This is a genomic window from Geodermatophilus sp. SYSU D00697 (genome assembly GCF_054050175.1).
Genome location: NZ_JBJGYV010000009.1, coordinates 91,819 through 112,914 on the forward strand (window position 1 = coordinate 91,819; position 21,096 = coordinate 112,914).

Genomic DNA, 21,096 nt, shown 5'->3' on the forward strand with positions numbered 1-21,096 from the left:
CACTCCTGCGTTGCTGACACGATGATCCTGGATGCGCTACTGAGGAGTATCGACACCGTCGGTGACCCCTTGACCCCAGCCACGGAGTCACCGACGAGCGCCGGGTGGCCTGCTCACTCCTGCGCCAGACACGCCACCGGCCCGGCTCCTGGAGGGAACCGGGCCGGTGACGACCTCAGTGGTCGGGGAGTCCCGCTGGCGGAGACCGGGACAGTGCTGCCCGAACTCGGGACGACGCCGCCCGGACCGGCGCGGACAACACGTCCCGGCCGACTACATCAGCTGCAGCCGCTGGTGGAGCCGCAGCCCTCGCAGACGTAGCAGCTGCCGGCCGGACGCATCTTCGTGCCGCAGGTCATGCACAGCGGCGCGTCGGTGGCCGTCCCGGTGACCAACTCCAGCAGCTCGGCCGAGGAGTGCGCCTCCTTGACCGACTTATCCGCCTTGGGCTCGGGCTGGGCCGGGCCCTCGGCCGGCGCGGAGGTGCGCAGCGCCTCCAGGTCGACCTCCTCCTCGACGACCTCCGGCGTGGAGGCCGAGGTGCCGTAGCCGGAGACCTGGGCGGCGCGCTCCTCGGCGCTGAAGATGCCGAGGTTGGCCCGCTTCTCCACCGGCAGGTGGTCCAGCGCCAGGCGACGGAAGATGTAGTCCATCACCGACTGGGCGATGCGGATGTCTGGGTCGTCGGTCATGCCGGCCGGCTCGAAGCGCATGTTGGTGAACTTCTGGATGTAGGTCTCCAGCGGCACACCGTGCTGCAGCGCGATCGAGATGCCGATCGAGAAGGCGTCCATGACACCGGCCAGGGTCGAGCCCTGCTTGCCCAGCTTGAGGAAGACCTCGCCGAGGCTGCCGTCCTCGTACATGCCGGCGGTCATGTAGCCCTCGGCCCCGGCGACGGAGAACGACGTCGTCATGCTGGTCCGCTTCTTCGGCAGCCGCTTGCGCACCGGGTGGGCGAGCGCAGCCGGAGCCGCCACCTCCGCGGCCGCGGCCGTCGTGTCGGCCTTCTTGGCCTTGGCGTCGGACAGCGGCTGGCCGACCTTGCAGTTGTCCCGGTAGATGGCCAGCGCCTTGAGGCCGAGCTTCCAGCCCTGGAAGTAGATGTTCTCGACGTCCTCGACGGTCGCCGTCTCCGGCATGTTGACCGTCTTGCTGATGGCGCCGGAGATGAACGGCTGCACCGCGGCCATCATCCGGACGTGGCCCATCGGGGAGATGGCCCGCTCCCCCATCGCGCAGTCGAAGACCTCGTAGTGCTCCGGGCGCAGGCTCGGGGCGTCCACGACGTGGCCGTGCTCGGCGATGTACTCGACGATCGCCTCGATCTGCTCGTCCTGGTAGCCCAGGCTGCGCAGGGCCCGCGGCACGGTCTGGTTGACGATCTGCATCGAGCCGCCGCCGACCAGCTTCTTGTACTTGACCAGCGAGAAGTCCGGCTCGATGCCGGTCGTGTCGCAGTCCATCATGAAGCCGATGGTCCCGGTGGGGGCCAGCACGGAGGCCTGGGCGTTGCGCCAGCCGTTGTCCGCGCCGATCTCCAGGCACTCCTGCCACTGGGCGGTCGCGGCCTTGAGCACGTCGGCGTCGTCGGCGCCCACCGGACGGATGGCGTCGTTGGCCGCGGCGTGCTTGCGCATGACGCGGGCGTGGGCGTCGGCGTTGCGGGCGAAGCCCTCGTACGCGCCCACGATGCCGGCCAGCTCCGCCGAGCGGCGGTAGGCCGTGCCGGTCATCAGCGAGGTGATCGCCGCGGCGAGGGTCTGGCCGCCACGCGAGTCGTAGGCGTGACCGGTCGCCATCAGCAGGGCGCCGAGGTTGGCGTAGCCGATGCCCAGCTGGCGGTAGGCGCGGGTGGTCTCACCGATGGGGTCGGTCGGGAAGTCCGCGAAGCAGATCGAGATGTCCATCGCGGTGATGACCAGCTCGACTGCCTTGACGAAGTTCCTCGAGTCGAACGTCCCGTCGTCCTTGAGGAACTTCATGAGGTTCAGCGACGCGAGGTTGCACGAGCTGTTGTCCAGGCTCATGTACTCCGAGCACGGGTTGGACGCGTTGATCCGGCCGGTCTCGGGGTTGGTGTGCCAGTCGTTGATCGTGTCGTCGTACTGGATGCCCGGGTCGGCGCACTCCCAGGCGGCCTGGGTGACCTTGCGGAACAGGCCCTTGGCGTCGATGGTCTCGATGACCGAGCCGTCGAGCCGGGCGCGCAGGCCGAACTCGGTGCCGTCCTCGACCGCGCGCATGAACTCGTCGGAGACCCGGACGGAGTTGTTGGCGTTCTGGTACTGGACGCTGGTGATGTCCTTGCCGCCGAGGTCCATGTCGTACCCGGCGTCGCGCAGCGCGCGGATCTTGTCCTCCTCGCGCGCCTTGGTCTCGATGAACTCCTCGATGTCGGGGTGGTCGATGTCGAGGACGACCATCTTGGCCGCGCGACGGGTGGCACCACCGGACTTGATCGTGCCCGCGGAGGCGTCGGCACCGCGCATGAAGGACACCGGGCCGGAGGCCGTGCCACCGGAGGACAGCAGCTCCTTCGACGAGCGGATCCGGGAGAGGTTCAGGCCGGCGCCGGAGCCGCCCTTGAAGATCAGCCCCTCCTCCCGGTACCAGTTCAGGATCGAGTCCATCGTGTCGTCGACGGCCAGGATGAAGCAGGCGCTGACCTGCTGCGGCGCGCTGGTGCCGACGTTGAACCACACGGGGCTGTTGAAGCTGAAGTACTGGTGCAGCAGCATCCAGGTCAGCTCGTGCTCGAAGATCTCCGCGTCACCCTCGGTGGCGAAGTAGCCGTGCTCGCGGCCGGCCTGGCCGTAGGTCAGCACGACCCGGTCGATCAGCTGGCGCAGGCTGCTCTCCCGCTGCGGGGTCCCCACGGCGCCGCGGAAGTACTTCGTCGTGACGATGTTGGTCGCGTTGATGCTCCACTCGGCGGGGAACTCCACGCCGCGCTGCTCGAAGTTGATCGAGCCGTCCCGCCAGTTGGTCATGACGACGTCACGACGCTCCCAGGTGACCTCGTCGTACGGGTGCACACCGGCGGTGGTGAAGACGCGCTTGACCTTCAGGCCCTTCCCCCGGGTCGGCGCCTTGGCGGCGCGACGCGTGCGGCCGGTCAAGCGATCCTCGGTCTCGGTCACGGAGCTCTCCCTCTGTTGCGGGTGGGCAAGGCGGCTGGGGAAGAGAGCCGCACTTGTTCTATCGGGTGGTGCTGACAGTTCTCAGGTGCCGGCGGCGCTGCCGGTGGAGGCGGCCTGGCCCCGCCCACTCCCCCGCCGGCGCACGGCCGGGGAGGTGTCCTGCATGCCAGGGAGCGGCGGGGTCCCGGCGGCGACGTACCGGGCCCGGAGCTCGGTGATCTCCTTCTCGAAGTCCTCGAGCGAGGTGAAGGCGCGGTAGACGCTGGCGAAGCGCAGGTAGGCGACCTCGTCCAACTCCCGCAGCGGCCGGAGGATGGCCAGCCCGACCTCGTGGCTGGGGACCTCCGCCGCGCCGGTGGCGCGGGTCGCGTCCTCCACCTGCTGGGCGAGCTGCTGCAACTGGTCCTCGTCGACCGGCCGGCCCTGGCAGGCCCGGCGGACGCCGGCCACCACCTTGGTCCGGTTGAACGGCTCACTGACACCGCTGCGCTTCACCACGGCGAGGACGGCCTCCTCCACCGTGGTGAACCGCCGGCCGCACGCGGGACACGACCGGCGCCGCCGGGTGGTGGCCCCCTCGTCGGCCTCGCGTGAGTCGATGACCCGGCTGTCGGCGTTGTGACAGAAGGGGCAACGCATCGCGGCTCCCCTCCCCTCGTGGTGGTCCGTCGCGCCCCCGCCCGACCGGCGGGCGCGGCGGCCGCGAAGCGGCCGGGGCACCCGAGCCGGGAAGCCGGCTGTGGACCCTCCTGGGGACATCCGGTGGACGTCCCGGGGAGAACCTGAGGACCGGCTGTGGACGGGCTTACAGCGGTGCAACTACTAGATGTAGGGGAACCCTAGGCCCGGCAACACAAGATCTGCAAGCCGGGACACGCCCCCGAGACACGGCCGTGACCAGGGGCGCTCTGCTGCCCCACCCGCCACGGCGACACGCCGCGACACGCCCCGCAGGAGTCGCGCGGCGGCGGCGGAGCGGTGTATGCGCGCGTCGGCACCCGACCCCGGAGGGCGGCCGGGCCTCAGCCGCGGACGGCGCCGTCGGGACGGGTCAGGCGGGGGCGGGGCACCCGCTCACCCAGCCGGAGGGGGCGGGTCAGGCAGTCGCCCTCGGCGCGCGGCGGGACCGCGACCGCCGGGAGGCCGACGCGGGTGTCGTCGTCCGCGGCCCGGTGTCGCCCGGCTCCGCCCGGTGCCCGGTGGCGCCCGGCGAGGGCGGCATCGAGCGCCGGCATCTCCGCGGTGACGTCCCCGCCGTGACGGCGCCGGCGACGGCCCTGCGCCGGGACGCCGGACGCCGTTCGCTCCGGAGCGCCGAGCACGCCGGCGACGAGCCGCTCACGGGCGGCGGCGCGGGCCAGGTCGAGGATCGGCGCGGCGGCGTCGTCCCCACGCCCAGCGGGAGGCGACGCCTCCACGACGGGCGACTCCGGCAGCCGCAGGTCGGACAGGGCGACCCAGGTCTCGCGCACACCGCCGGCGACGGTCAGCCGGACCCACACCTCGCAGGATCCGCCGGCGTCGTGGCGCCAGCCGAGGATCGACCCCGGCAACCAGGCGCCGGCCACGGACACCTCGACGGCCTGGGACTGCTGGGTGAAGACCGCTGCTCGGCTTCCGGACATCCGCGACACGCCTCTGACGTTAGGTGCCCTTTTGACCACGCAGCGTCAACGCCTCCGTACGGAGGGTTGACGAACCTGACCGCCTCGCCTTGTCGCTGTCTGGCCCCGCGGCGTGCCGGGCCCGGAGGAGGAGGGACGGGACGCCCTCAGGGCAGCAGGAGGACCTGTCCCGGCACGACGCGGGCACCGTCGAGCTCGTTGAGCTCCTCGATCACGTCGACCACGGCCCGGACGTCCTCGTCGGGCCCGGCGAAGTCTGCGGCGATGGACCACACCGTGTCCCCCGCCTGGACGACCACGCTGCGCTCCCCCACCAGCCGCAGGTCGCCGGGGTCATCGGCGACGAGAGGTCCGAGCCAGGACCCGAGCGCCACGCCGACCCCCAGCGCGAGGACCACCGCCAGCCGGCGCGCCCTGCGGGTCAGCCGCACCCCCGGACCCGGCCGGTGCCGCACCCGGCCGCAGCCGCCGCGCACGGGCCGCCCCGCCGGGGGACCGGGCACCGCGGCCCCCGCCGGCCGGGTCGGGCCCGGCCGCGTCTGCCCGGGTCGCACCGGACCCGGCCGGGTGGCGGACGAGTCGACGGGCGCGGTCGCACCGTCGTCGGTCGCCCGGACCGACTCGGGCCGGCATGCGCCCACCCGGGACACGGTCGCCCGCGACGCCGGAGGCCGTGGCCGGCGCCCGGCCGCACCGTCGTCGGCCACCGGGACCGCACGGAGCCGGGGCCGCCAGGGCACCTGTACCGCGTCGTCGAAGTCCAGCACCGCCTGCCGCATGCCCGCCACGACCACTCCTCCCACCGCTGCCCGGACCGTCGAACGCCTGTTCGATTCGAACGGCTGTGCGATGTCTACCGGATGGGTCCGACGAACGCCATCGCGCCCTGCCGGGCAGTTCGAACACGTGTTTGATCGAGAGGGCCCGGCACGCTACGGTCGGTCCCGAACGACGAGACGTGCTGCGACAGCAGCCGGCGAGGAGGCGACGGTGGCGGAGAAGAGCGGGACGTCGGGGAGCCGCCGGAGGACGACCGGCGCGCCGGCGGCCACCGAGACGGCGGCCGTGCGGACCTTCCCCGACCGGAGCGAGGCCGGGGACGGCCTGACCCAGCGCCAGCGGCGCGTCCTCGAGGTCATCCGCGACTCCATCGACCGCCGCGGCTACCCGCCCTCGGTTCGCGAGATCGGTGAGGCCGTCGGCCTGTCCTCGGCCTCCTCGGTGGCCCACCAGCTCACGGTCCTGCAGAAGAAGGGCTGGCTGCGCCGCGACCCGAACCGGCCCCGGGCCCTCGACGTCCGCCTGCCCGGCGACGCGCCGGCCGAGCTCGTGTCCACCGCCGCCCCGGCCGGCACCGACGAGGCGCCCGCCCCCACCTACGTCCCGCTCGTCGGCCGGATCGCCGCCGGTGGCCCGGTGCTCGCCGAGCAGGCGGTCGAGGACGTCTTCCCGCTGCCCCGCGAACTGGTCGGCGAGGGCACCCTCTTCATGCTCAAGGTCGCCGGCGACTCGATGGTCGAGGCGGCCATCTGCGACGGCGACTGGGTCGTGGTGCGCCAGCAGCCGACGGCCGAGAACGGCGAGATCGTGGCCGCCATGATCGACGGCGAGGCGACGGTCAAGACCTACAAGCGTCGTGACGGCCACGTGTGGCTGCTGCCGCACAACCCCGCCTACGAGCCCATCCCGGGTGACGAGGCCACCATCCTGGGTCGCGTCGTCACCGTGCTGCGCCGGGTCTGACCCGCAGGCGCCGCCCCGGGCTCAGGGGCGCCGGCGCAGCCTCCCGCCGACCCACACCAGGGCGGCGGCGACCACGGCCGCGATCGCGGCCGCCGCGACGGCCGGCATGCCGCCGTCGTCGGCGCTCAGCAGGTCGGGGAGGGAACCGTCCGCCGACGTCGACGCAGCGGCGTCGCTCGGGAGCTCGCCCAACGGGACGACGATGACGTCGGCCGGCAGTCCCTCGCTGGTCACGACCAGGCCGGAGGCGTCGGCGGTGAAGCTGACCGCCTCGCCCTGCGGCGACGCGGGCAGCGGCAGCCGGACCGGGTCGGCGGCCAGTGCACCCGCCACGTCGGAGCCCGACAGCGGCCAGACGTAGGCGTCGGTGTAGGTCCGCAGGGCCAGCAACCGGCCGTCGGGCGAGACCGCTCCCCCGGTGACCATGAGCTGCCCGGCGCGACCGACCGGACCGCCCGGGGTCCCGGTGAGCGTGAACTCGACACCCGCCACCTCGGTGAGGCCAACCGTGCCGGCGTCGACCAGCGCGCTCACCGGGCGGTACACCGAGCTGGCTCCGAGCACCTCCTTGGTCACCAGGTAAGGCGTGCCGTCCGGCGCGAGGAGCAGCGCCTCCACGTCCCGGGGTCCCTCCGGGAAGGCCAGCCGGTACACCGCGGTGCTGCCGTCCGGCCGCAGGGCCAGCAGCGCCACCGTCTCCCGCGTGCCGTTGTTGTCGCCGGTGTCGGCGAGCCACACGGTCCCGTCGGCGCCGACCGCGAGGTCCTCGGGGTCGTAGGGGTCGACCGGCGCGCTGCGCACGTCGACCACCTGGCAGCCGGCGTCCAGGACGTGGACGTCGAGCCGCTCCCCACCGTCGTTGAGGGCCAGCATGCGGTCGCCCACCACCACGAGGCCGGAGAGCTCCGCCAGCCGGGGGTCGGTGACCTGGCACTGCGTGCGAGGCGCCGTCGCCTCCTCGGCGGAGACCGGCTGCGCGGCACCGAGGACGGCGGTCAGCGCGAGGACCGTCCCCGCAGCCAGGTGCCGGCCCGGCGTGCCGCTACGCGGAGGGGTGAGCAGCTCGGGCACCGACCCAGCGTGACAGCAGGACTGCGTCCAGTGCATGGACCACGCCCAGCAGGAGGATGCCGACCGCCGCCCCGACCACCGCGTCGGTGACCCAGTGGAAGTCCAGGGACACCATGGCCACCCCGGTGGCGACCGGGCCGAAGACGCTGAGCAGCCGGAAGGCCCGCTGCACGCCCGCGGCGAGCCGGAACTCCACCGCCTGCCACCGGGCGACACCCCACATGAGGACCGCGTTGGCCACGTGCCCCGACGGGTAGGACGCACCGTCGCGGTGGAAGAACGACCCGGGATAGGCCGGTGCGGTGCGCCCGGTCCCGTACTTGAAGCCGTAGACGACGACGGTGAGCAGCGCGAGCGCGACCAGCACCCGGAGCAGCGGCACGGCGGTCCGGCGCCGCCACACCAGGTAGCCGGTCAGGACCGCCAGGACGATCAGGATGAAGCCGCGCCCGCCCAGCTGGGTCACCGCCCACACCGGCCAGTACGCGGCCGACTCCTTGAGCTGCCAGGAGCTGACCACCTCGGAGACCCGCAGGTCCATCCGCTCGAGCACACCCCGGCTGAGCAGGTCCGCGGTCACCGCGACGGTGACGAGCAGGGCGAGGACCAGCAGCCACCACGATGGCCGGCCGTCGGAGACCACCCGCTGCGGCGGGGCGGGCACGACCTCGCCGTCCGGCGCGTGCTCGCCCGGACGCCGCCGCACCGCGCCGCTGGTCACGCTCTCACGGTACCGGGACGTGACCCGATCGTGACCTCGGACGACCGACGCGGGCGCGCCGTCCCGGTCAGCCGACCGGGACGGCGAACCCCTCCAGGCTGGCGGCGAGTGCTCCGTCGACCCGGGCGGTCAGCCGGGTCCCGCCGGCCTCGTGCTCCTCGCGGAGGACCTCGCCGTCGCGGTGCACCCGGGCGACGAGGTCGCCGCGGTCGTAGGGCACCAGCACGTCGACGTCGACATCGGGCCGCGGCAGCCGCGCGGCGACGATGTCCCGCAGCTGCTCGATCCCCTCACCGGTGCGCGCGGACACCCACACCGCACCCGGCAGCGCCCGGCGCAGCGTGAGGACGTCGTCCTCGCTCATGGCGTCGACCTTGTTGACCACGATCAGCTCCGGCACCGCCGCCGCATCGATCTCGCCGAGGACGACGTGGACGGCGTCGATCTGACCCAGCGGGTCCGGGTCGGATCCGTCGACGACGTGCAGCAGCAGGTCGGCGGCGGCCACCTCCTCCAGCGTCGACCGGAAGGCGTCGACCAGCTGGTGCGGCAGGTGCCGCACGAAGCCGACGGTGTCGGTGAGCGTGTACTCGCGGCCGTCGGGCGAGGTGGCCCGGCGCACCGTCGGGTCGAGGGTGGCGAACAGCGCGTTCTCCACCAGCACACCGGCGCCGGTGAGCCGGTTGAGCAGGCTGGACTTGCCGGCGTTGGTGTAGCCGGCGATCGCCACGCTGGGGACGGCGTTGCGCCCGCGACTGCTGCGCTGCGTGGCGCGTGCGGTCGCCATGCCCGCGATCTCCCGGCGCAGCTTGCTCACCCGCGCCCGGATGCGCCGCCGGTCGGTCTCGATCTTGGTCTCACCCGGACCGCGGGTCCCGATGCCGCCACCACCGGCGACCCGGCCACCGGCCTGCCGGGACAGCGACTCACCCCAGCCGCGCAGCCGCGGGAGCATGTACTGCATCTGGGCGAGCTCGACCTGCGCCTTGCCCTCACGGCTGGAGGCGTGCTGGGCGAAGATGTCGAGGATCAGCGCGGTCCGGTCGACCACCTTGACCTTGAGGATCTTCTCCAGCGCGTTGAGCTGGCCCGGCGTCAGCTCTCCGTCGCAGATGACGGTGTCGGCGCCGGCCGCGGCGACGATGTCGCGGATCTCGGCGGCCTTGCCCGAGCCCACGTAGGTGCCCGCGTCGGGCTTGTCCCGCCGCTGGCTCACCGCCTCCAGGACCTGCGACCCCGCGGTCTCGGCCAGCGCGGCGAGCTCGGCCAGGGACCGGTCGGCGTCGGCCTGCGTCCCCTCGGTCCAGACGCCGACCAGCACGACGCGCTCCAGGCGCAGCTGGCGGTACTCGACCTCGGTGACGTCGGCGAGCTCCGTGGACAGACCCGCGACGCGGCGGAGGGCGCCGCGTGCCTCGAGGTCGTAGGAGCCGGTCGTCTCCTCCGGCTCGTCCCACTGCCCGGCCGGCGCGGGACGGGTGGCCTCCTCGGCCGGTTCGGGGGCGGCCCGTAGGGCCCGGTCCCCGGCGCCGTCGATCGCGGCGCGGTTCTGTGCTGTCGTCATCGTGTCCAGCGTGGCACGCCCCACCTGCCGGGGCATCTGAGTTGTCATCGCCGGGTACAACACCGCGGGCGTCCGAGACCATCCCGACGCGTGACCTCGTCGTCCCCGGGTAGGGCCCGGTCCCGACGATCGCGAGGAGGCCGGAGCATGACCGAGAGCAGCGGCAGCAGCAGCCTGGGCAGCGGCGAGGAGCTCGACGACCCGGGTCGCGACCCCAAGGGCCTCAACCCGCCGCGCAACCCGCTGGGCGCCGGCCCCGACCAGGACAGCGGTCGCGGCGAGCCCAAGGGCAGCCCCGGGATCGCCGGACAGTCGATGATGCCCGAGTCGCCGGAGGAGACGGAGAACACCAGGGACCAGGGGGCCTGAGCCGGCCGGTCAGCTCGCGAGCCACTCCGGCGTGAGCTCACCGGCGGCCACGACCACGGCCGGGCCGGTGAGCACCGTCGTCCCGTCGACGCGGACGGTGAGCCGGCCGCCGGGGACGTCCACGGTGACCGTGCCCGTGTCGGCGCCGCCGGCCTCCAGCGCCGCCCAGGCGGCCGCGCACGCGCCCGTCCCGCACGACCGGGTCTCCCCCACGCCACGCTCGGACACCCGCAGCCGGATGTGGGCGGCCGGCGCCAGGACGTTCACGAACTCGACGTTGACCCCGTCGGGGAAGAGCCCGGTGTCCACGCCCGGGGCGACGGTGAGGTCGAGGGTGTCGACGTCGACGTCGGTCAGGCAGGCCAGGTGCGGGTTGCCCATCGTGACGGCGCGGCCGGGGAACGCCGCGCCGTCCAGGTGCGCCGCGCCGGTCCCGAAGGGCCGGGCGGGGCCCATGTCGACCCAGTAGCCACCGTCGGGCGCGGCGCCGACCCGGCGCGGCCCGCCGCGGGTGCCCACCAGGACGCCGGACTCGCACGCGGCGCGGTCCAGCAGCCCCTCGGTGACCAGGACGTGCAGGAACAGCCGGATGCCGTTGCCGCACATCTCGGCGTGCGAGCCGTCGGCGTTGCGGTGGTCCATGAACCACTCGCAGCGGTCGAGGTCCTCCCCGAGGACGGCCGGCGCGTCGGGGACGTGCACGCTGCGGACGACGCGCAGCACGCCGTCCCCACCGAGGCCGGCCCGGCGCTCGCACAGCCGGCGGACCATCGCGGCGTCCAGCCGGTCCTCCGGCCAGGCCGTGCCGTCGGGGTCGGGCAGGACGACGAAGTCGTTCTCCGTGCCGTGTCCGATCAGCACCCGGTTGGCGGTCACCGGCCGATCGTATGCGCGGCGATCAACGCGTCGGCCGCGTCGACGAGGTCGGGGCGCGCGGCGTCCAGCCAGGTGGTCGCGGCGTCGCGGCGGAACCACGACCGCTGCCTCCGGACGAATCGGCGCGTGGTCGACACGGTGCGCTCGCGGGCCTCCTCGGCGGTCAGCTCGCCGTCGAGCTGGGCGAGCACCTGCGCGTAGCCCAGCGCCCGCGAGGCGGTGGGACCCTCCCGCAGGCCGTCGGCAGCCAGCGTCTCCACCTCGGCGACGAACCCCGCGGCCCACATCCGGTCGACGCGGGCGGCGATCCGCTCGTCGAGGTCGGCCGGGTCGCGGTCCAGGCCGACGACCACGGCCGGGTAGTGCGGCCGGGGCTCGGGCAGCTGCGCGCGGAAGGGGCCGCCGGTGATCTCCACGACCTCCAGCGCGCGCACGATCCGCCGTCCGTTGCTCGGCAGGACCGCCGCGGCCGCGGCCGGGTCGACGGTGGCCAGCCGGGCGTGCAGGGCCGCGGGGCCGACATCGGCCAGCTCGCCCTCCAACCGGGCCCGCACCGCCGGGTCGGTGCCCGGGAAGTCCAGCTCGTCGAGGACGGCGCGCACGTACAGCCCCGACCCCCCGACCAGCAGGGGCACCGTGCCCGCTGCCCGCAGCCGGTCGACCTCGGCGCGGGCCAGGCGGCGGTACTCGGCGACCGACGCCGCCTGCCGCACGTGCCAGACGTCGAGCAGGTGATGCGCGACGCCGCCCTGCTCGGCGGCGTCGGGCTTGGCGGTGCCGATGTCCATGCCGCGGTAGAGCTGCATGGAGTCGGCGTTGACCACCTCACCGCCCAGCCGCCGCGCCAGGGCCACCCCCAGCGCGGTCTTGCCCGTGGCGGTGGGGCCGACCAGGGCGACCACCGGCGGCTGCGCCGTCACGGGACCAGCCAGTCGGCGACGAGGTACCCGACGCCGAAGGGCGCCGCGTCCGCGAGCAGCCGCCCCCGCACCTCCCGGCCGGCCAGGACGGCTCCGACCGCGCGCCAGGTGGGGACGCCGGCGGCCAGCAGGCGCTCCCCCTCCGCGGGATCGAGCCCGGCGAGCGCCGCGGCGTCCCCGGAGGCCAGCGCAGCGGCGACGGCGGCGTCAAAGGGCCCGGCGGCCTCGTCGAGGTACCCGGGCGCCTTGACCGTGCGGCGCGCCGACCCGTCCCCCATCGCCAGGACACCGACCGGACCGGGCAGTTCGGCGAGGGCGTCGGCGAGGTCGTCAGGCGTCACCCCCAGCCGGAGGCCGGCGTACCCGGCCTGGTGCAGCAGCCAGGCGCCCACCGTGTGCGCCAGCGGAGTGCGCCGGCCACCCGGCCGCTCCGGCCCCGCGAACGGCACGTCGAGGTCCACGCCGAAGCCGCGCAGGTCGCCGCCGTCCCCCGGGCCGAAGCGGCTCCCGCCCCCGCTCCCCACGACGACGACCACCTCGGGCCGGTGGGCGAGCGCGGCATCGACGGCCTCGGCGCAGGCGGTCCGCAGCTGCCGGGTGTCGGCTCCGGGCCGGCCCTCCACCTGGGGCAGCAGCAGCGGCGGGCAGGGACAGAAGGCGACGGTGAGGGGACCCGCGGCCCCCTTCCCGTCGGATCCGGCCGGGCTGGAGCTCACCGGAGCAGTGTCCCGGATGCGACGTGGGACACTGCGGTGCGTGTCGAGCACGGAGAACGCCGCAAACACCTCGCAGCAGGTCCCCACCACGGACACGGCCGGTTCCGAGGCGGTCACCCCCGAGGCGGGGACGGCGGCCGCGGCCGCCCCCGGCGACGCCGCACTGGCCGACCCGGCCGCGGGGACGCCCGAGGTCGCCCCGCCGTCCGAGCAGGGCGCGGAGGCTCCCGCCGCGACCGAGGACGCGCCAGGCGCGGCCGTGCCGGAGGAGGTCGTGCCGGTGGAGGTCGTGCCGGGAGACCTCACCCCGGGTGCCGTCACCCCGGGTGCCGTCACGCCGGGAGCCGTCGTCCCGGAGACGGCTGCCCCTGCGCTCGCCCCGGCGCGGCCGGCCGCCCCCGTGCAGCCGGCCGCCGCGGCGTCGGACCCGTCGCAGTGGGGCCGCGTGGACGAGGACGGCACCGTCTACGTCCGCACCGCCGAGGGCGAGCGCGCCGTGGGCTCCTGGCAGGCCGGCGACCCGGCCGCCGGCCTGGCGCACTACGCCCGCCGCTACGACGACCTCGCCACCGAGGTCTCGCTGCTCGAGGCGCGGCTCAAGGCGCACACCGGCAATCCCAGCGAGCTGAAGTCCAAGGCCCAGGCGCTGGCCGAGCAGATCCCCGCCGCCACCGCCGTCGGCGACCTCGACGGGCTCGCCGCGCGGGCCCGGGCGATGGTCGAGACCGCCGACTCCGCGGCCGCCGAGTCGCGGGCGGAGAAGGCCGCCGCCCGCGCGGCCCAGGTCGCCCGCAAGGAGGCGCTGGCCGCCGAGGCCGAGCAGATCGCCGCCGAGTCGACCTCGTGGAAGGCCGCCGGCGACCGGCTCAAGGCCATCGTCGAGGAGTGGAAGACCATCCGCGGCATCGACCGCAAGACCGACGAGGCGCTGTGGAGTCGGTTCGCCGCCGCCCGCGACGCCTTCAGCCGCCGCCGCGGCGCACACTTCGCCGCCCTCGACGCCCAGCGCAGCGAGGCCCGGGCGGCCAAGCAGGAGCTCATCCGGGAGGCCGAGCGGCTGTCGGCCTCCACCGACTGGGGCGCGACCAGCGCCGCCATGCGCTCGCTCATGGACCGCTGGAAGGCCGTCCCCCGCACCGGCCGGGACGGCGACGACGACCTGTGGAAGCAGTTCCGCGCCGCCCAGGACGTCTTCTTCGCCGCTCGCGCCGAGTCGGACAAGGCACGCAACAGCGAGCAGCTGGCCAACCAGCAGGCCAAGGAGGAGATCCTCACCGAGGCCGAGAAGCTCGACCCCTCCACCGACCTGCGCGGAGCGCAGAACGCGCTGCGCAAGCTGCAGGAACGCTATGACGCGATCGGCCACGTGCCGCGCGGCGCGATGCGTCAGCTGGAGGACCGCATGCAGGCCGTCGAGCAGCGCGTTCGCGGCGCGGTGGACTCCTCACGCGCCCGGGTCGCGCCGGAGAACCCGATGGTCATCTCGATGCGCCAGGCGGTGACCAAGGCCGAGGAGCAGCTGGCCAAGGCCGAGGCCGCCGGGAACGCCGCGCGCATCGAGGAGGCGCGGGCCAACCTGGCCACCCGCCGCGAGTGGCTGGCCGAGGCCGAGAAGGCCGCGTCCCGCCGCTGAGAGAGGACCCCCTCCTCCCCACCCCTCGCACGCTCGGGGCGGCGCCCCGGGGGGCCGCTCGGGGCGGCGCCCCGGAGAACGCCGCGGGTGGGCTACGCCGGGGCGCCGATCCGCGGCATGCCCAGCAGCACGCCGGGCGTGGTGGGCCGGGTGCCGGCCTCGGCGGCGTCGCCGGCGCGGGTCCGCCGGTGCGACAGCAGCGGCCCGTCGGCCACGAGGTGGTGCGGCGCGGCCTGGGTGACGACGGTCTCGACCACGTCGCCGGGCCGGACGCCGTCGGCCGCCGTGAAGTGCACCAAGCGGCCGTCACGGGCCCGGCCGGTCAGCCGCCCGGTGCGGGCGTCCTTGCTGCCCTCGCCGGCGGCGACCAGCAGCTCGACGGTGCGACCGACCTGGGCGCGGTTCTCCGCCCAGCTGATCTCCTCCTGCAGCGCGACCAGCCGCTCGTAGCGCTCCTGGACGACGGCCTTGGGCAGCTGGCCCTCCATCTCGGCCGCGGGCGTCCCGGGCCGCTTGGAGTACTGGAAGGTGAAGGCGCTGGAGAACCGGGCCTGGCGGACGACGTCGAGGGTCTGCGCGAAGTCCGCCTCGGTCTCCCCCGGGAAGCCGACGATGATGTCGGTGGTGATCGCCGCGTCGGGCATCGCCGCCCTCACCCGGTCGATGATGCCGAGGTAGCGCTCCTGCCGGTAGCCGCGGCGCATGCGGCGCAGCACGTCGTCCGACCCGCTCTGCAGCGGCATGTGCAGCTGGTGGCAGACGGCGGGGGTCTCCGCCATCGCCTCGATGACGTCGTCGGTGAACTCGCGCGGGTGCGGGCTGGTGAACCGCACCCGCTCCAGCCCCTCGATGGTGCCGGTCGCGCGCAGCAGGTCGGCGAAGGCACCCCGGTCGCGGAACTCCACGCCGTAGGCGTTCACGTTCTGGCCGAGCAGGGTCACCTCGAGCACGCCCTGGTCCACCAGCGCCTGGACCTCGGCGAGGATCTCGCCCGGACGGCGGTCCTTCTCCTTGCCGCGCAGCGACGGGACGATGCAGAACGTGCAGGTGTTGTTGCACCCCACGCTGATGGAGACCCAGCCGGAGTAGGCGGAGTCGCGCTTGGCCGGCAGCGTCGACGGGAAGACCTCGAGGGCCTCGGCGATCTCCACCTGCGCCTCGGCGTTGTGCCGGGCCCGCTCCAGCAGGGCCGGCAGCGAGCCGACGTTGTGGGTGCCGAAGACGACGTCCACCCACGGCGCGCGCTGGACGATCTGGCCGCGGTCCTTCTGCGCCAGGCAGCCGCCGACGGCGATCTGCATGCCGGGGCGCGCGTCCTTCACCGGCCGCAGGTGGCCGAGGTTGCCGTACAGCCGGTTGTCGGCGTTCTCCCGCACCGCGCAGGTGTTGAGGACGACGACGTCGGCGTCCTCCCCCTCGGCGGCCGGCGCGTAGCCGGCCGCCTCCAGGAGCCCGGACAGGCGCTCGGAGTCGTGCACGTTCATCTGGCACCCGTAGGTGCGCACCCGGTAGGTGCGCGCGGCTGCCGCCAGCTCGGTTCCCATGACGGGTCGAGGGTACGGCGCGCGGGTCCCCCGGCCGCCGTCGCTCAGACGCCCGGGCCCGGCTGGTCCTCGTCGAAGGCCGCCTGCGCCTTGCCGGTCTCGGTGTCCGGGGCGTCGGCGAGCAGCGCTCCGGGGTCGTCGTCGTCCCAGGCCTGGTCGGTCGTCCCGGGTTCGTCGACGAAGGCAGGGACGTCGTCCGGGGGCGGGTTCTCGCGGTCGCCGGCCATGGCTGCTCCTCGCGTCCGGCCGCCGCGGACCTCCCGCGGCGGGCCCGGCCCGGTACCCGTCACCCGGCCGCATGACGCGCACCACCGCCTCCGAGGGGTTGTTACGCCTTCGTGATCGACCGGTTCGGTCCCCGTCGCGTCCCGGCCCTAGGGTCGCCAGCGTGACCAGCCCCGCGAACACCGACGCGCGCACGACGGGAGGGCCTCTCGTCCGACTGTCCGGCGTCAACAAGTGGTTCGGCGAACTGCACGTGCTGCAGGACATCGACCTGTCCGTCGACCGCGGGGAGGTGGTCGTGGTCATCGGCCCCTCCGGGTCGGGCAAGTCCACGCTCTGCCGGACGATCAACCGGCTGGAGTCCATCCAGCAGGGCGAGATCACCATCGACGGCCAGCGGCTGCCCGACGAGGGCAAGGCGCTCGCGCGGCTGCGCAGCGACGTCGGGATGGTGTTCCAGAGCTTCAACCTCTTCGCGCACAAGACGATCCTCGAGAACGTCACCCTGGGCCCGGTCAAGGTGCGCCGGCAGGCGCGCGGCGAGGCCGAGCGGCGGGCCCGCGAGCTGCTCGACCGGGTCGGGGTGGGCGCCCAGGCCGACAAGTACCCGGCGCAGCTCTCCGGTGGCCAGCAGCAGCGGGTGGCCATCGCCCGCGCCCTGGCCATGGACCCCAAGGTCATCCTGTTCGACGAGCCGACCTCGGCGCTGGACCCCGAGATGATCAACGAGGTCCTCGACGTCATGACTGCGCTCGCCCGCGACGGCATGACCATGATCGTCGTCACCCACGAGATGGGCTTCGCCCGCCGCGCGGCCAACCGGGTCGTCTTCATGGACGGCGGCCGCATCGTCGAGGCGACCGACCCGGAGTCGTTCTTCACCAACCCGCAGTCGGACCGGGCCAAGGACTTCCTCTCGAAGATCCTCAACCACTGAGCCCGGTAGGAAAGGAACGCACATGCGCATCACCCGCTACGCCGCCGCCGTCGGGGCGCTGGGCCTCGTGCTGGCCGGCTGCTCCAGTGAGGCCGGCCAGCAGGCTGAGGACGAGGCCCAGAACACCGCCGAGGTGGCCGAGGACGTCCAGTTCGAGGCCGGGACGACGATGGCCGAGCTGGCCGAGTCCGGCTCGATCACCGTGGGCACCAAGTTCGACCAGCCGGGGTTCGGTCTGCTCAACCCGCAGACCCAGGACCCCGAGGGCTTCGACGTCGAGATCGCCAAGATCATCGCCGGTGAGCTGGGCATCGCGGAAGACGGCATCACCTGGACCGAGACCGTGTCGGCGAACCGGGAGCCGTTCATCCAGAACGGCCAGGTCGACATCGTCGTGGCGACCTACACGATCAACGACACCCGCAAGCAGGTCGTCGACTTCGCCGGGCCGTACTACGTGGCCGGCCAGGACATCATGGTCGCCGCGGGCAACCCCGAGGGCATCCAGGGGCCCGACGACCTCGCCGGCAAGACGGTCTGCTCGGTGGAGGGTTCCACGCCGGCGCAGAACATCCGGGACAACTACCCGGAGGCCAACCTGACCACCTACGACGTCTACTCGAAGTGCGCCGACGACCTGGCGAACGGCAACGTCCAGGCGGTGACGACCGACAACGTCATCCTCACCGGCCTGGTCGCCGGCAACCCCGAGGGCTTCGAACTGGTCGGGAACCCGTTCACCGAGGAGCCCTACGGCATCGGCCTGGCGCTCGGCGACACCGAGTTCCGGAATTGGATCAACGACGTCCTCGAGGAGTCCTACGAGGACGGCCGGTGGGCCGAGGCCTGGGACCGCACGGCCGGCTCGATCACCGGGGAGCCGGCTCCGGAGCCTCCGGCGGTCGACCGCTACTGAGTCCCCCGCGGCGTCGCCGGGTCCCCGAGCCCGGCGACGCCGCGTCCACCACTGACCTCCCGAGGGCGCGGTGCAGTTCATCCGAGACAACTTCGACCTGCTGTGGAGCGCGTTCCTGACGACGCTCTCCCTGGCGGTCGTCAGCGGCGTGTGCTCGCTGGTACTGGGCACCGTGCTCGCCGGCATGCGCGTGAGCCCGGTGCCGCCGCTGCGCGGGCTGGCCACCTTCTACGTCGAGGTGTTCCGCAACACCCCGCTCACCGTGGTCTTCTTCTTCCTCGTCTTCGGGCTGGTCTACGTCGACCTGCAGTTCCCCAGCCGGTTCATCGCGGCGGTCACCGCCCTGTCGCTCTACACCGCGGCCTTCGTGTGCGAGGCGCTGCGCTCGGGCATCAACGCCGTCCCGCCGGGCCAGGCCGAGGCGGCCCGGGCCCTGGGCCTGGACTTCGGGCAGACGCTGCGCACGGTGGTCCTCCCCCAGGCGTTCCGCACCGTCGTCCCGCCGCTGGGCAACGTGTGGATCGCCCTGGCCAAGAACACCTCGATCGCCGCGGGCTTCGCGGTGACCGACCTGACCGCCGCCCTCCAGCGGTTGTCGAACGTCAACGCCGACCAGTTGCTCGCCGTGTTCGCCGCGGTGGTCATCGGCTACCTGGTCATCACACTGCCCTCCGCGTGGGCGATCCGGGCCGTCGAGAAGCGGGTGGCGATCGTCCGATGAGCAGCACCGTCCTCTTCGACCTCCCCGGACCGCGGGCGCGCCAGCGGCAACGGGTCGGGACCGTCGTCGGCGTCCTCCTGGTCCTGGGCCTCGTGGCGCTGGCCCTGTGGCGGCTGGGCGCCAACGGTCAGCTGGAGCCTGAGCGCTGGGCGATCCTGTTCGACCCGGCCACCGGCGTGCCGCAGGCCCTCTGGGACGGGTTGCTCAACACCCTCGCGGCGGCCGCCGTCGGCATGGTGCTGGCCACCGTCCTGGGTGCGCTGCTCGCCGCCGGCCGCCTCTCGGACCACGCCTGGGTGCGGGTCCCGGTCACGGTGGTGATCGAGTTCTTCCGCGCCGTGCCGCTGCTGCTGCTGATCCTGTTCTGCCTGCTGTTCCTGCCGACCATCGGCATCTCGATGACGGCGTTCCGGGCGCTGGTCCTGGGGCTGACGCTCTACAACATGGCCGTCCTGGCCGAGATCTTCCGGGCGGGGATCCTCTCGGTGGACCGCGGCCAGCGTGAGGCGGCCTTCGCCCTGGGCATGCGCAAGACCCAGGTGATGACCCTCGTACTGCTGCCACAGGCGGTCCGCCGGATGCTGCCGGTGCTCGTCGCGCAACTGGTCGTCCTGCTCAAGGACTCCTCGCTGGGCTTCATCGTCGGCTACCTGGAGCTGCTGCGGACCGCGCGCAGCCTCGTGGAGTTCTTCAACTTCGAGTTCGGCAACCGGTACACCTTCCAGCTCTACGTGGCCGCCGGCCTCATCTACATCGTGGTCAACCTGCTGTTGTCCTGGCTGGCCCGGTACGTCGAGCGGCGGACCCGGCGCAGCGCGAAGGCGGCGGCCACGACCGAGGCCGAACTGCCCGCGGACGTGCAGATGGGCGGCGGAGGCGGCGCGGTCCCGGTCTGACGGCGACGGGCGATCTCGCTGGGACCCGTGGGGCGCCGGCGGTCACGTCCGGCCCCTCACCTGCCGAGTCCTGTTCCGTGGACACCGCTCTCCGCCCCGCCGTCCCGCCGCTGCCGGCCGCCGTGCGGGTGCCCGACGGCATCACCGATGCGGCTCAGGAGTTCGTGACGCGCCTGCGCGCGGCGGCGCCGGACTTCGCCGCTGCCGCCGGTGCCGACAGCGCGGTGGTCCGCGAGGTGGTCCCGCCGGCCCGTCACCGCCGGTCACGCTGCCGGGTGGTGCTCCGCTCCGCCGGCGGCCAGGAGGCCGACCTGACCTTCCTCGGCCCGGTCAGCCGGGTGCCCTCCTCCCCCGAGCGTGCGTTCGACCTGCAGATCCAGACCTGGCTGGCCCACGGCCGGGGGACCGACGGCGACTGGCTGGTGCCGGACGACGAGGCTCACGACGGGGTGGCGGTCGACGTCTCGGCCTGGTCGGCGACGGCCCGCCCCGTGGGCTGACCCGCTCCCACCCACCTCGTCGCGCGTCGGGCGCGGGAGGAGCCGACCCCGACACGGTCGCCCTGCCGGGGTGAGCGACGTCGGCCAACTCCGCCGCACGCCAGGTCCCGCGCGACACCCACGTCGCATGGCATTGGGTCGCGTCCGGGGAGATGCGGTCTGGCGTTGCCGCCCGGTCCTGGGCGCCTGAGTCCGCGAGCCGCTGGTTCGAGCGCCTGCGCATTCAGGCACGCAGGTGCAGGCACGCAGGTGTCCACGCACGCACGTGTCCAGGCACGCACGTGTCCCGGCACTCGAGACGTCAGGCGCTCAGGGCAGCCAGGCGTCGAGCCCCAGGTCGCTGTGCGGGCCGGGCTCAAGGGAGTGCTCGCCGGTGCGGTCCTCGTCGAGGGCCTCGCGGACGACCCATCCCGCCAGCCCCGATCCGTACCCCTTGCGGGCCAGCATGCCGATGAGCCGGCGCTCGGCGGTGGCCCGGTCGACCCGCCGCAGGCTCGGCAGGCGTCGCTGCACCAGGCGTCGCGCGGTCGCCCACTCGTCCTCGTCGTCGACGAGCGCGACCGCCTCCTCGGCGACCTCCCCGTCGACACCCTTGGCGCGCAACTCGGCCTTGAGGGCGCGTCGGGCGAGGCCGCGTCCGGCCTGCCGGGAGGTGACCCAGGCGCGGGCGAAGGCGGCGTCGTCGATGAGCCCGACCTCTCCGAACCGGTCCAGCACCCGCTCAGCGGCCTCGTCGGGAACACCGCGCTTGGCCAGGAGCTCCTCGAGCTGCCGGCGGGTCTTCGGGGCGCCGGTGAGCGCGCGCAGGCAGATGGACCGGGCGACCTGTTCGGGGTCACCCGGGTCGTCCTCGGGATGCGGGCCGCCGGCCGGCGGGGCGGCGTCCGTACCGTCCGGGTCAGGGGACGGAGCGGATCGCCGCCCACGCCGGCGTCCGGGAGCGGAGCGCCCCCGGGCCTCGGGCCAGCTGCTCACG

At 73.9% G+C, this 21,096-nt stretch carries 21 protein-coding genes; 8 read left to right on the forward strand and 13 right to left on the reverse strand.

All coding sequences use genetic code 11. The features are described 5' to 3' along the window. Positions 1-278 precede the first annotated feature (278 nt). The 4 genes from ACI79C_RS10295 to ACI79C_RS10310 all read right to left on the reverse strand — a co-directional run bounded on the left by ACI79C_RS10295 (position 279) and on the right by ACI79C_RS10310 (position 5,556). Positions 279-3,143: a vitamin B12-dependent ribonucleotide reductase gene (locus ACI79C_RS10295; RefSeq protein ID WP_456945552.1), complete on the reverse strand. Its 2,865-nt coding sequence runs from the start codon at positions 3,141-3,143 to the stop codon at positions 279-281. Between the two features lie 81 nt (positions 3,144-3,224). Beyond that, positions 3,225-3,782, reverse strand: a complete 558-nt coding sequence (gene nrdR, locus ACI79C_RS10300) for a transcriptional regulator NrdR (RefSeq protein WP_456945553.1) — start codon at positions 3,780-3,782, stop codon at positions 3,225-3,227. 383 nt (positions 3,783-4,165) lie between these two features. Next, a complete protein-coding gene (locus tag ACI79C_RS10305; protein ID WP_456945554.1) occupies positions 4,166-4,768 on the reverse strand; it encodes a hypothetical protein in 603 nt (200 codons plus the stop codon). A 146-nt stretch (positions 4,769-4,914) separates the two neighbouring features. Further along, the gene (locus ACI79C_RS10310) at positions 4,915-5,556 is read right to left on the reverse strand and encodes a LysM peptidoglycan-binding domain-containing protein (protein ID WP_456945555.1); all 642 of its coding nucleotides are present in this window, start codon (positions 5,554-5,556) and stop codon (positions 4,915-4,917) included. 202 nt (positions 5,557-5,758) lie between these two features. Between ACI79C_RS10310 and lexA the strand changes: the two genes are divergently transcribed. Continuing rightward, positions 5,759-6,511, forward strand: coding sequence for a transcriptional repressor LexA (gene lexA, locus ACI79C_RS10315; RefSeq protein WP_456945556.1), 753 nt, complete (start codon positions 5,759-5,761; stop codon positions 6,509-6,511). Between the two features lie 21 nt (positions 6,512-6,532). Here lexA and ACI79C_RS10320 read toward each other — a convergent pair whose 3' ends face one another. The 3 genes from ACI79C_RS10320 to hflX all read right to left on the reverse strand — a co-directional run bounded on the left by ACI79C_RS10320 (position 6,533) and on the right by hflX (position 9,867). Next, positions 6,533-7,582, reverse strand: coding sequence for a hypothetical protein (locus tag ACI79C_RS10320; RefSeq protein ID WP_456945557.1), 1,050 nt, complete (start codon positions 7,580-7,582; stop codon positions 6,533-6,535). Continuing rightward, a complete protein-coding gene (locus ACI79C_RS10325; RefSeq protein ID WP_456945558.1) occupies positions 7,554-8,303 on the reverse strand; it encodes a phosphatase PAP2 family protein in 750 nt (249 codons plus the stop codon). The genes ACI79C_RS10320 and ACI79C_RS10325 overlap by 29 nt, the downstream gene beginning before the upstream one ends. 67 nt (positions 8,304-8,370) lie before the next feature. After that, entirely contained in the window at positions 8,371-9,867 is a 1,497-nt protein-coding gene (hflX, locus tag ACI79C_RS10330; RefSeq protein WP_456945559.1) for a GTPase HflX, read from the reverse strand. 147 nt (positions 9,868-10,014) lie between these two features. Here hflX and ACI79C_RS10335 point away from each other — a divergent pair, with 147 nt between their 5' ends. After that, on the forward strand, positions 10,015-10,236 hold the full coding sequence (locus ACI79C_RS10335) for a hypothetical protein (protein ID WP_456945560.1): 222 nt from the start codon (positions 10,015-10,017) through the stop codon (positions 10,234-10,236). Positions 10,237-10,245: 9 nt separating this feature from the next. On the opposite strand, the gene dapF is transcribed toward ACI79C_RS10335, so the two are convergent. Genes dapF through ACI79C_RS10350 form a run of 3 tightly spaced genes read right to left on the reverse strand, consistent with a single transcriptional unit; the run spans position 10,246 to position 12,748 of the window. Beyond that, positions 10,246-11,112, reverse strand: a complete 867-nt coding sequence (gene dapF, locus ACI79C_RS10340) for a diaminopimelate epimerase (protein WP_456945561.1) — start codon at positions 11,110-11,112, stop codon at positions 10,246-10,248. Further along, positions 11,109-12,032: a tRNA (adenosine(37)-N6)-dimethylallyltransferase MiaA gene (gene miaA, locus ACI79C_RS10345; RefSeq protein ID WP_456945562.1), complete on the reverse strand. Its 924-nt coding sequence runs from the start codon at positions 12,030-12,032 to the stop codon at positions 11,109-11,111. The genes dapF and miaA overlap by 4 nt, the downstream gene beginning before the upstream one ends. Beyond that, positions 12,029-12,748 carry a hypothetical protein gene (locus tag ACI79C_RS10350; protein ID WP_456945563.1) on the reverse strand — a complete coding sequence of 240 codons (720 nt, stop codon included), beginning with the start codon at positions 12,746-12,748 and terminating at the stop codon, positions 12,029-12,031. The genes miaA and ACI79C_RS10350 overlap by 4 nt, the downstream gene beginning before the upstream one ends. A gap of 40 nt (positions 12,749-12,788) precedes the next feature. Between ACI79C_RS10350 and ACI79C_RS10355 the strand changes: the two genes are divergently transcribed. Beyond that, positions 12,789-14,381 carry a DUF349 domain-containing protein gene (locus tag ACI79C_RS10355; protein WP_456945564.1) on the forward strand — a complete coding sequence of 531 codons (1,593 nt, stop codon included), beginning with the start codon at positions 12,789-12,791 and terminating at the stop codon, positions 14,379-14,381. Positions 14,382-14,473: 92 nt separating this feature from the next. On the opposite strand, the gene miaB is transcribed toward ACI79C_RS10355, so the two are convergent. Both miaB and ACI79C_RS10365 read right to left on the reverse strand, forming a co-directional pair. Beyond that, complete coding sequence (gene miaB, locus ACI79C_RS10360; protein WP_456945565.1) at positions 14,474-15,925, reverse strand: tRNA (N6-isopentenyl adenosine(37)-C2)-methylthiotransferase MiaB; 1,452 nt, start codon at positions 15,923-15,925, stop codon at positions 14,474-14,476. 44 nt (positions 15,926-15,969) lie between these two features. Continuing rightward, positions 15,970-16,152 carry a hypothetical protein gene (locus ACI79C_RS10365; protein WP_456945566.1) on the reverse strand — a complete coding sequence of 61 codons (183 nt, stop codon included), beginning with the start codon at positions 16,150-16,152 and terminating at the stop codon, positions 15,970-15,972. 215 nt (positions 16,153-16,367) lie between these two features. Between ACI79C_RS10365 and ACI79C_RS10370 the strand changes: the two genes are divergently transcribed. The 5 genes from ACI79C_RS10370 (at position 16,368) to ACI79C_RS10390 (ending at position 20,120) form a co-directional block, all read left to right on the forward strand. Then, positions 16,368-17,087 carry an amino acid ABC transporter ATP-binding protein gene (locus ACI79C_RS10370; RefSeq protein ID WP_456945611.1) on the forward strand — a complete coding sequence of 240 codons (720 nt, stop codon included), beginning with the start codon at positions 16,368-16,370 and terminating at the stop codon, positions 17,085-17,087. 22 nt (positions 17,088-17,109) lie between these two features. Then, the gene (locus ACI79C_RS10375) at positions 17,110-18,003 is read left to right on the forward strand and encodes a glutamate ABC transporter substrate-binding protein (RefSeq protein ID WP_456945567.1); all 894 of its coding nucleotides are present in this window, start codon (positions 17,110-17,112) and stop codon (positions 18,001-18,003) included. 70 nt (positions 18,004-18,073) lie between these two features. Continuing rightward, complete coding sequence (locus tag ACI79C_RS10380; protein WP_456945568.1) at positions 18,074-18,724, forward strand: amino acid ABC transporter permease; 651 nt, start codon at positions 18,074-18,076, stop codon at positions 18,722-18,724. After that, on the forward strand, positions 18,721-19,620 hold the full coding sequence (locus ACI79C_RS10385) for an amino acid ABC transporter permease (protein ID WP_456945569.1): 900 nt from the start codon (positions 18,721-18,723) through the stop codon (positions 19,618-19,620). The genes ACI79C_RS10380 and ACI79C_RS10385 overlap by 4 nt, the downstream gene beginning before the upstream one ends. Before the next feature lie 77 nt (positions 19,621-19,697). After that, entirely contained in the window at positions 19,698-20,120 is a 423-nt protein-coding gene (locus ACI79C_RS10390) for a hypothetical protein (RefSeq protein ID WP_456945570.1), read from the forward strand. Positions 20,121-20,429: 309 nt separating this feature from the next. Here the strand turns inward: ACI79C_RS10390 and ACI79C_RS10395 are convergent, their stop codons facing one another. Then, positions 20,430-21,095: a regulatory protein RecX gene (locus ACI79C_RS10395; protein ID WP_456945571.1), complete on the reverse strand. Its 666-nt coding sequence runs from the start codon at positions 21,093-21,095 to the stop codon at positions 20,430-20,432. Position 21,096: the final 1 nt, after the last annotated feature.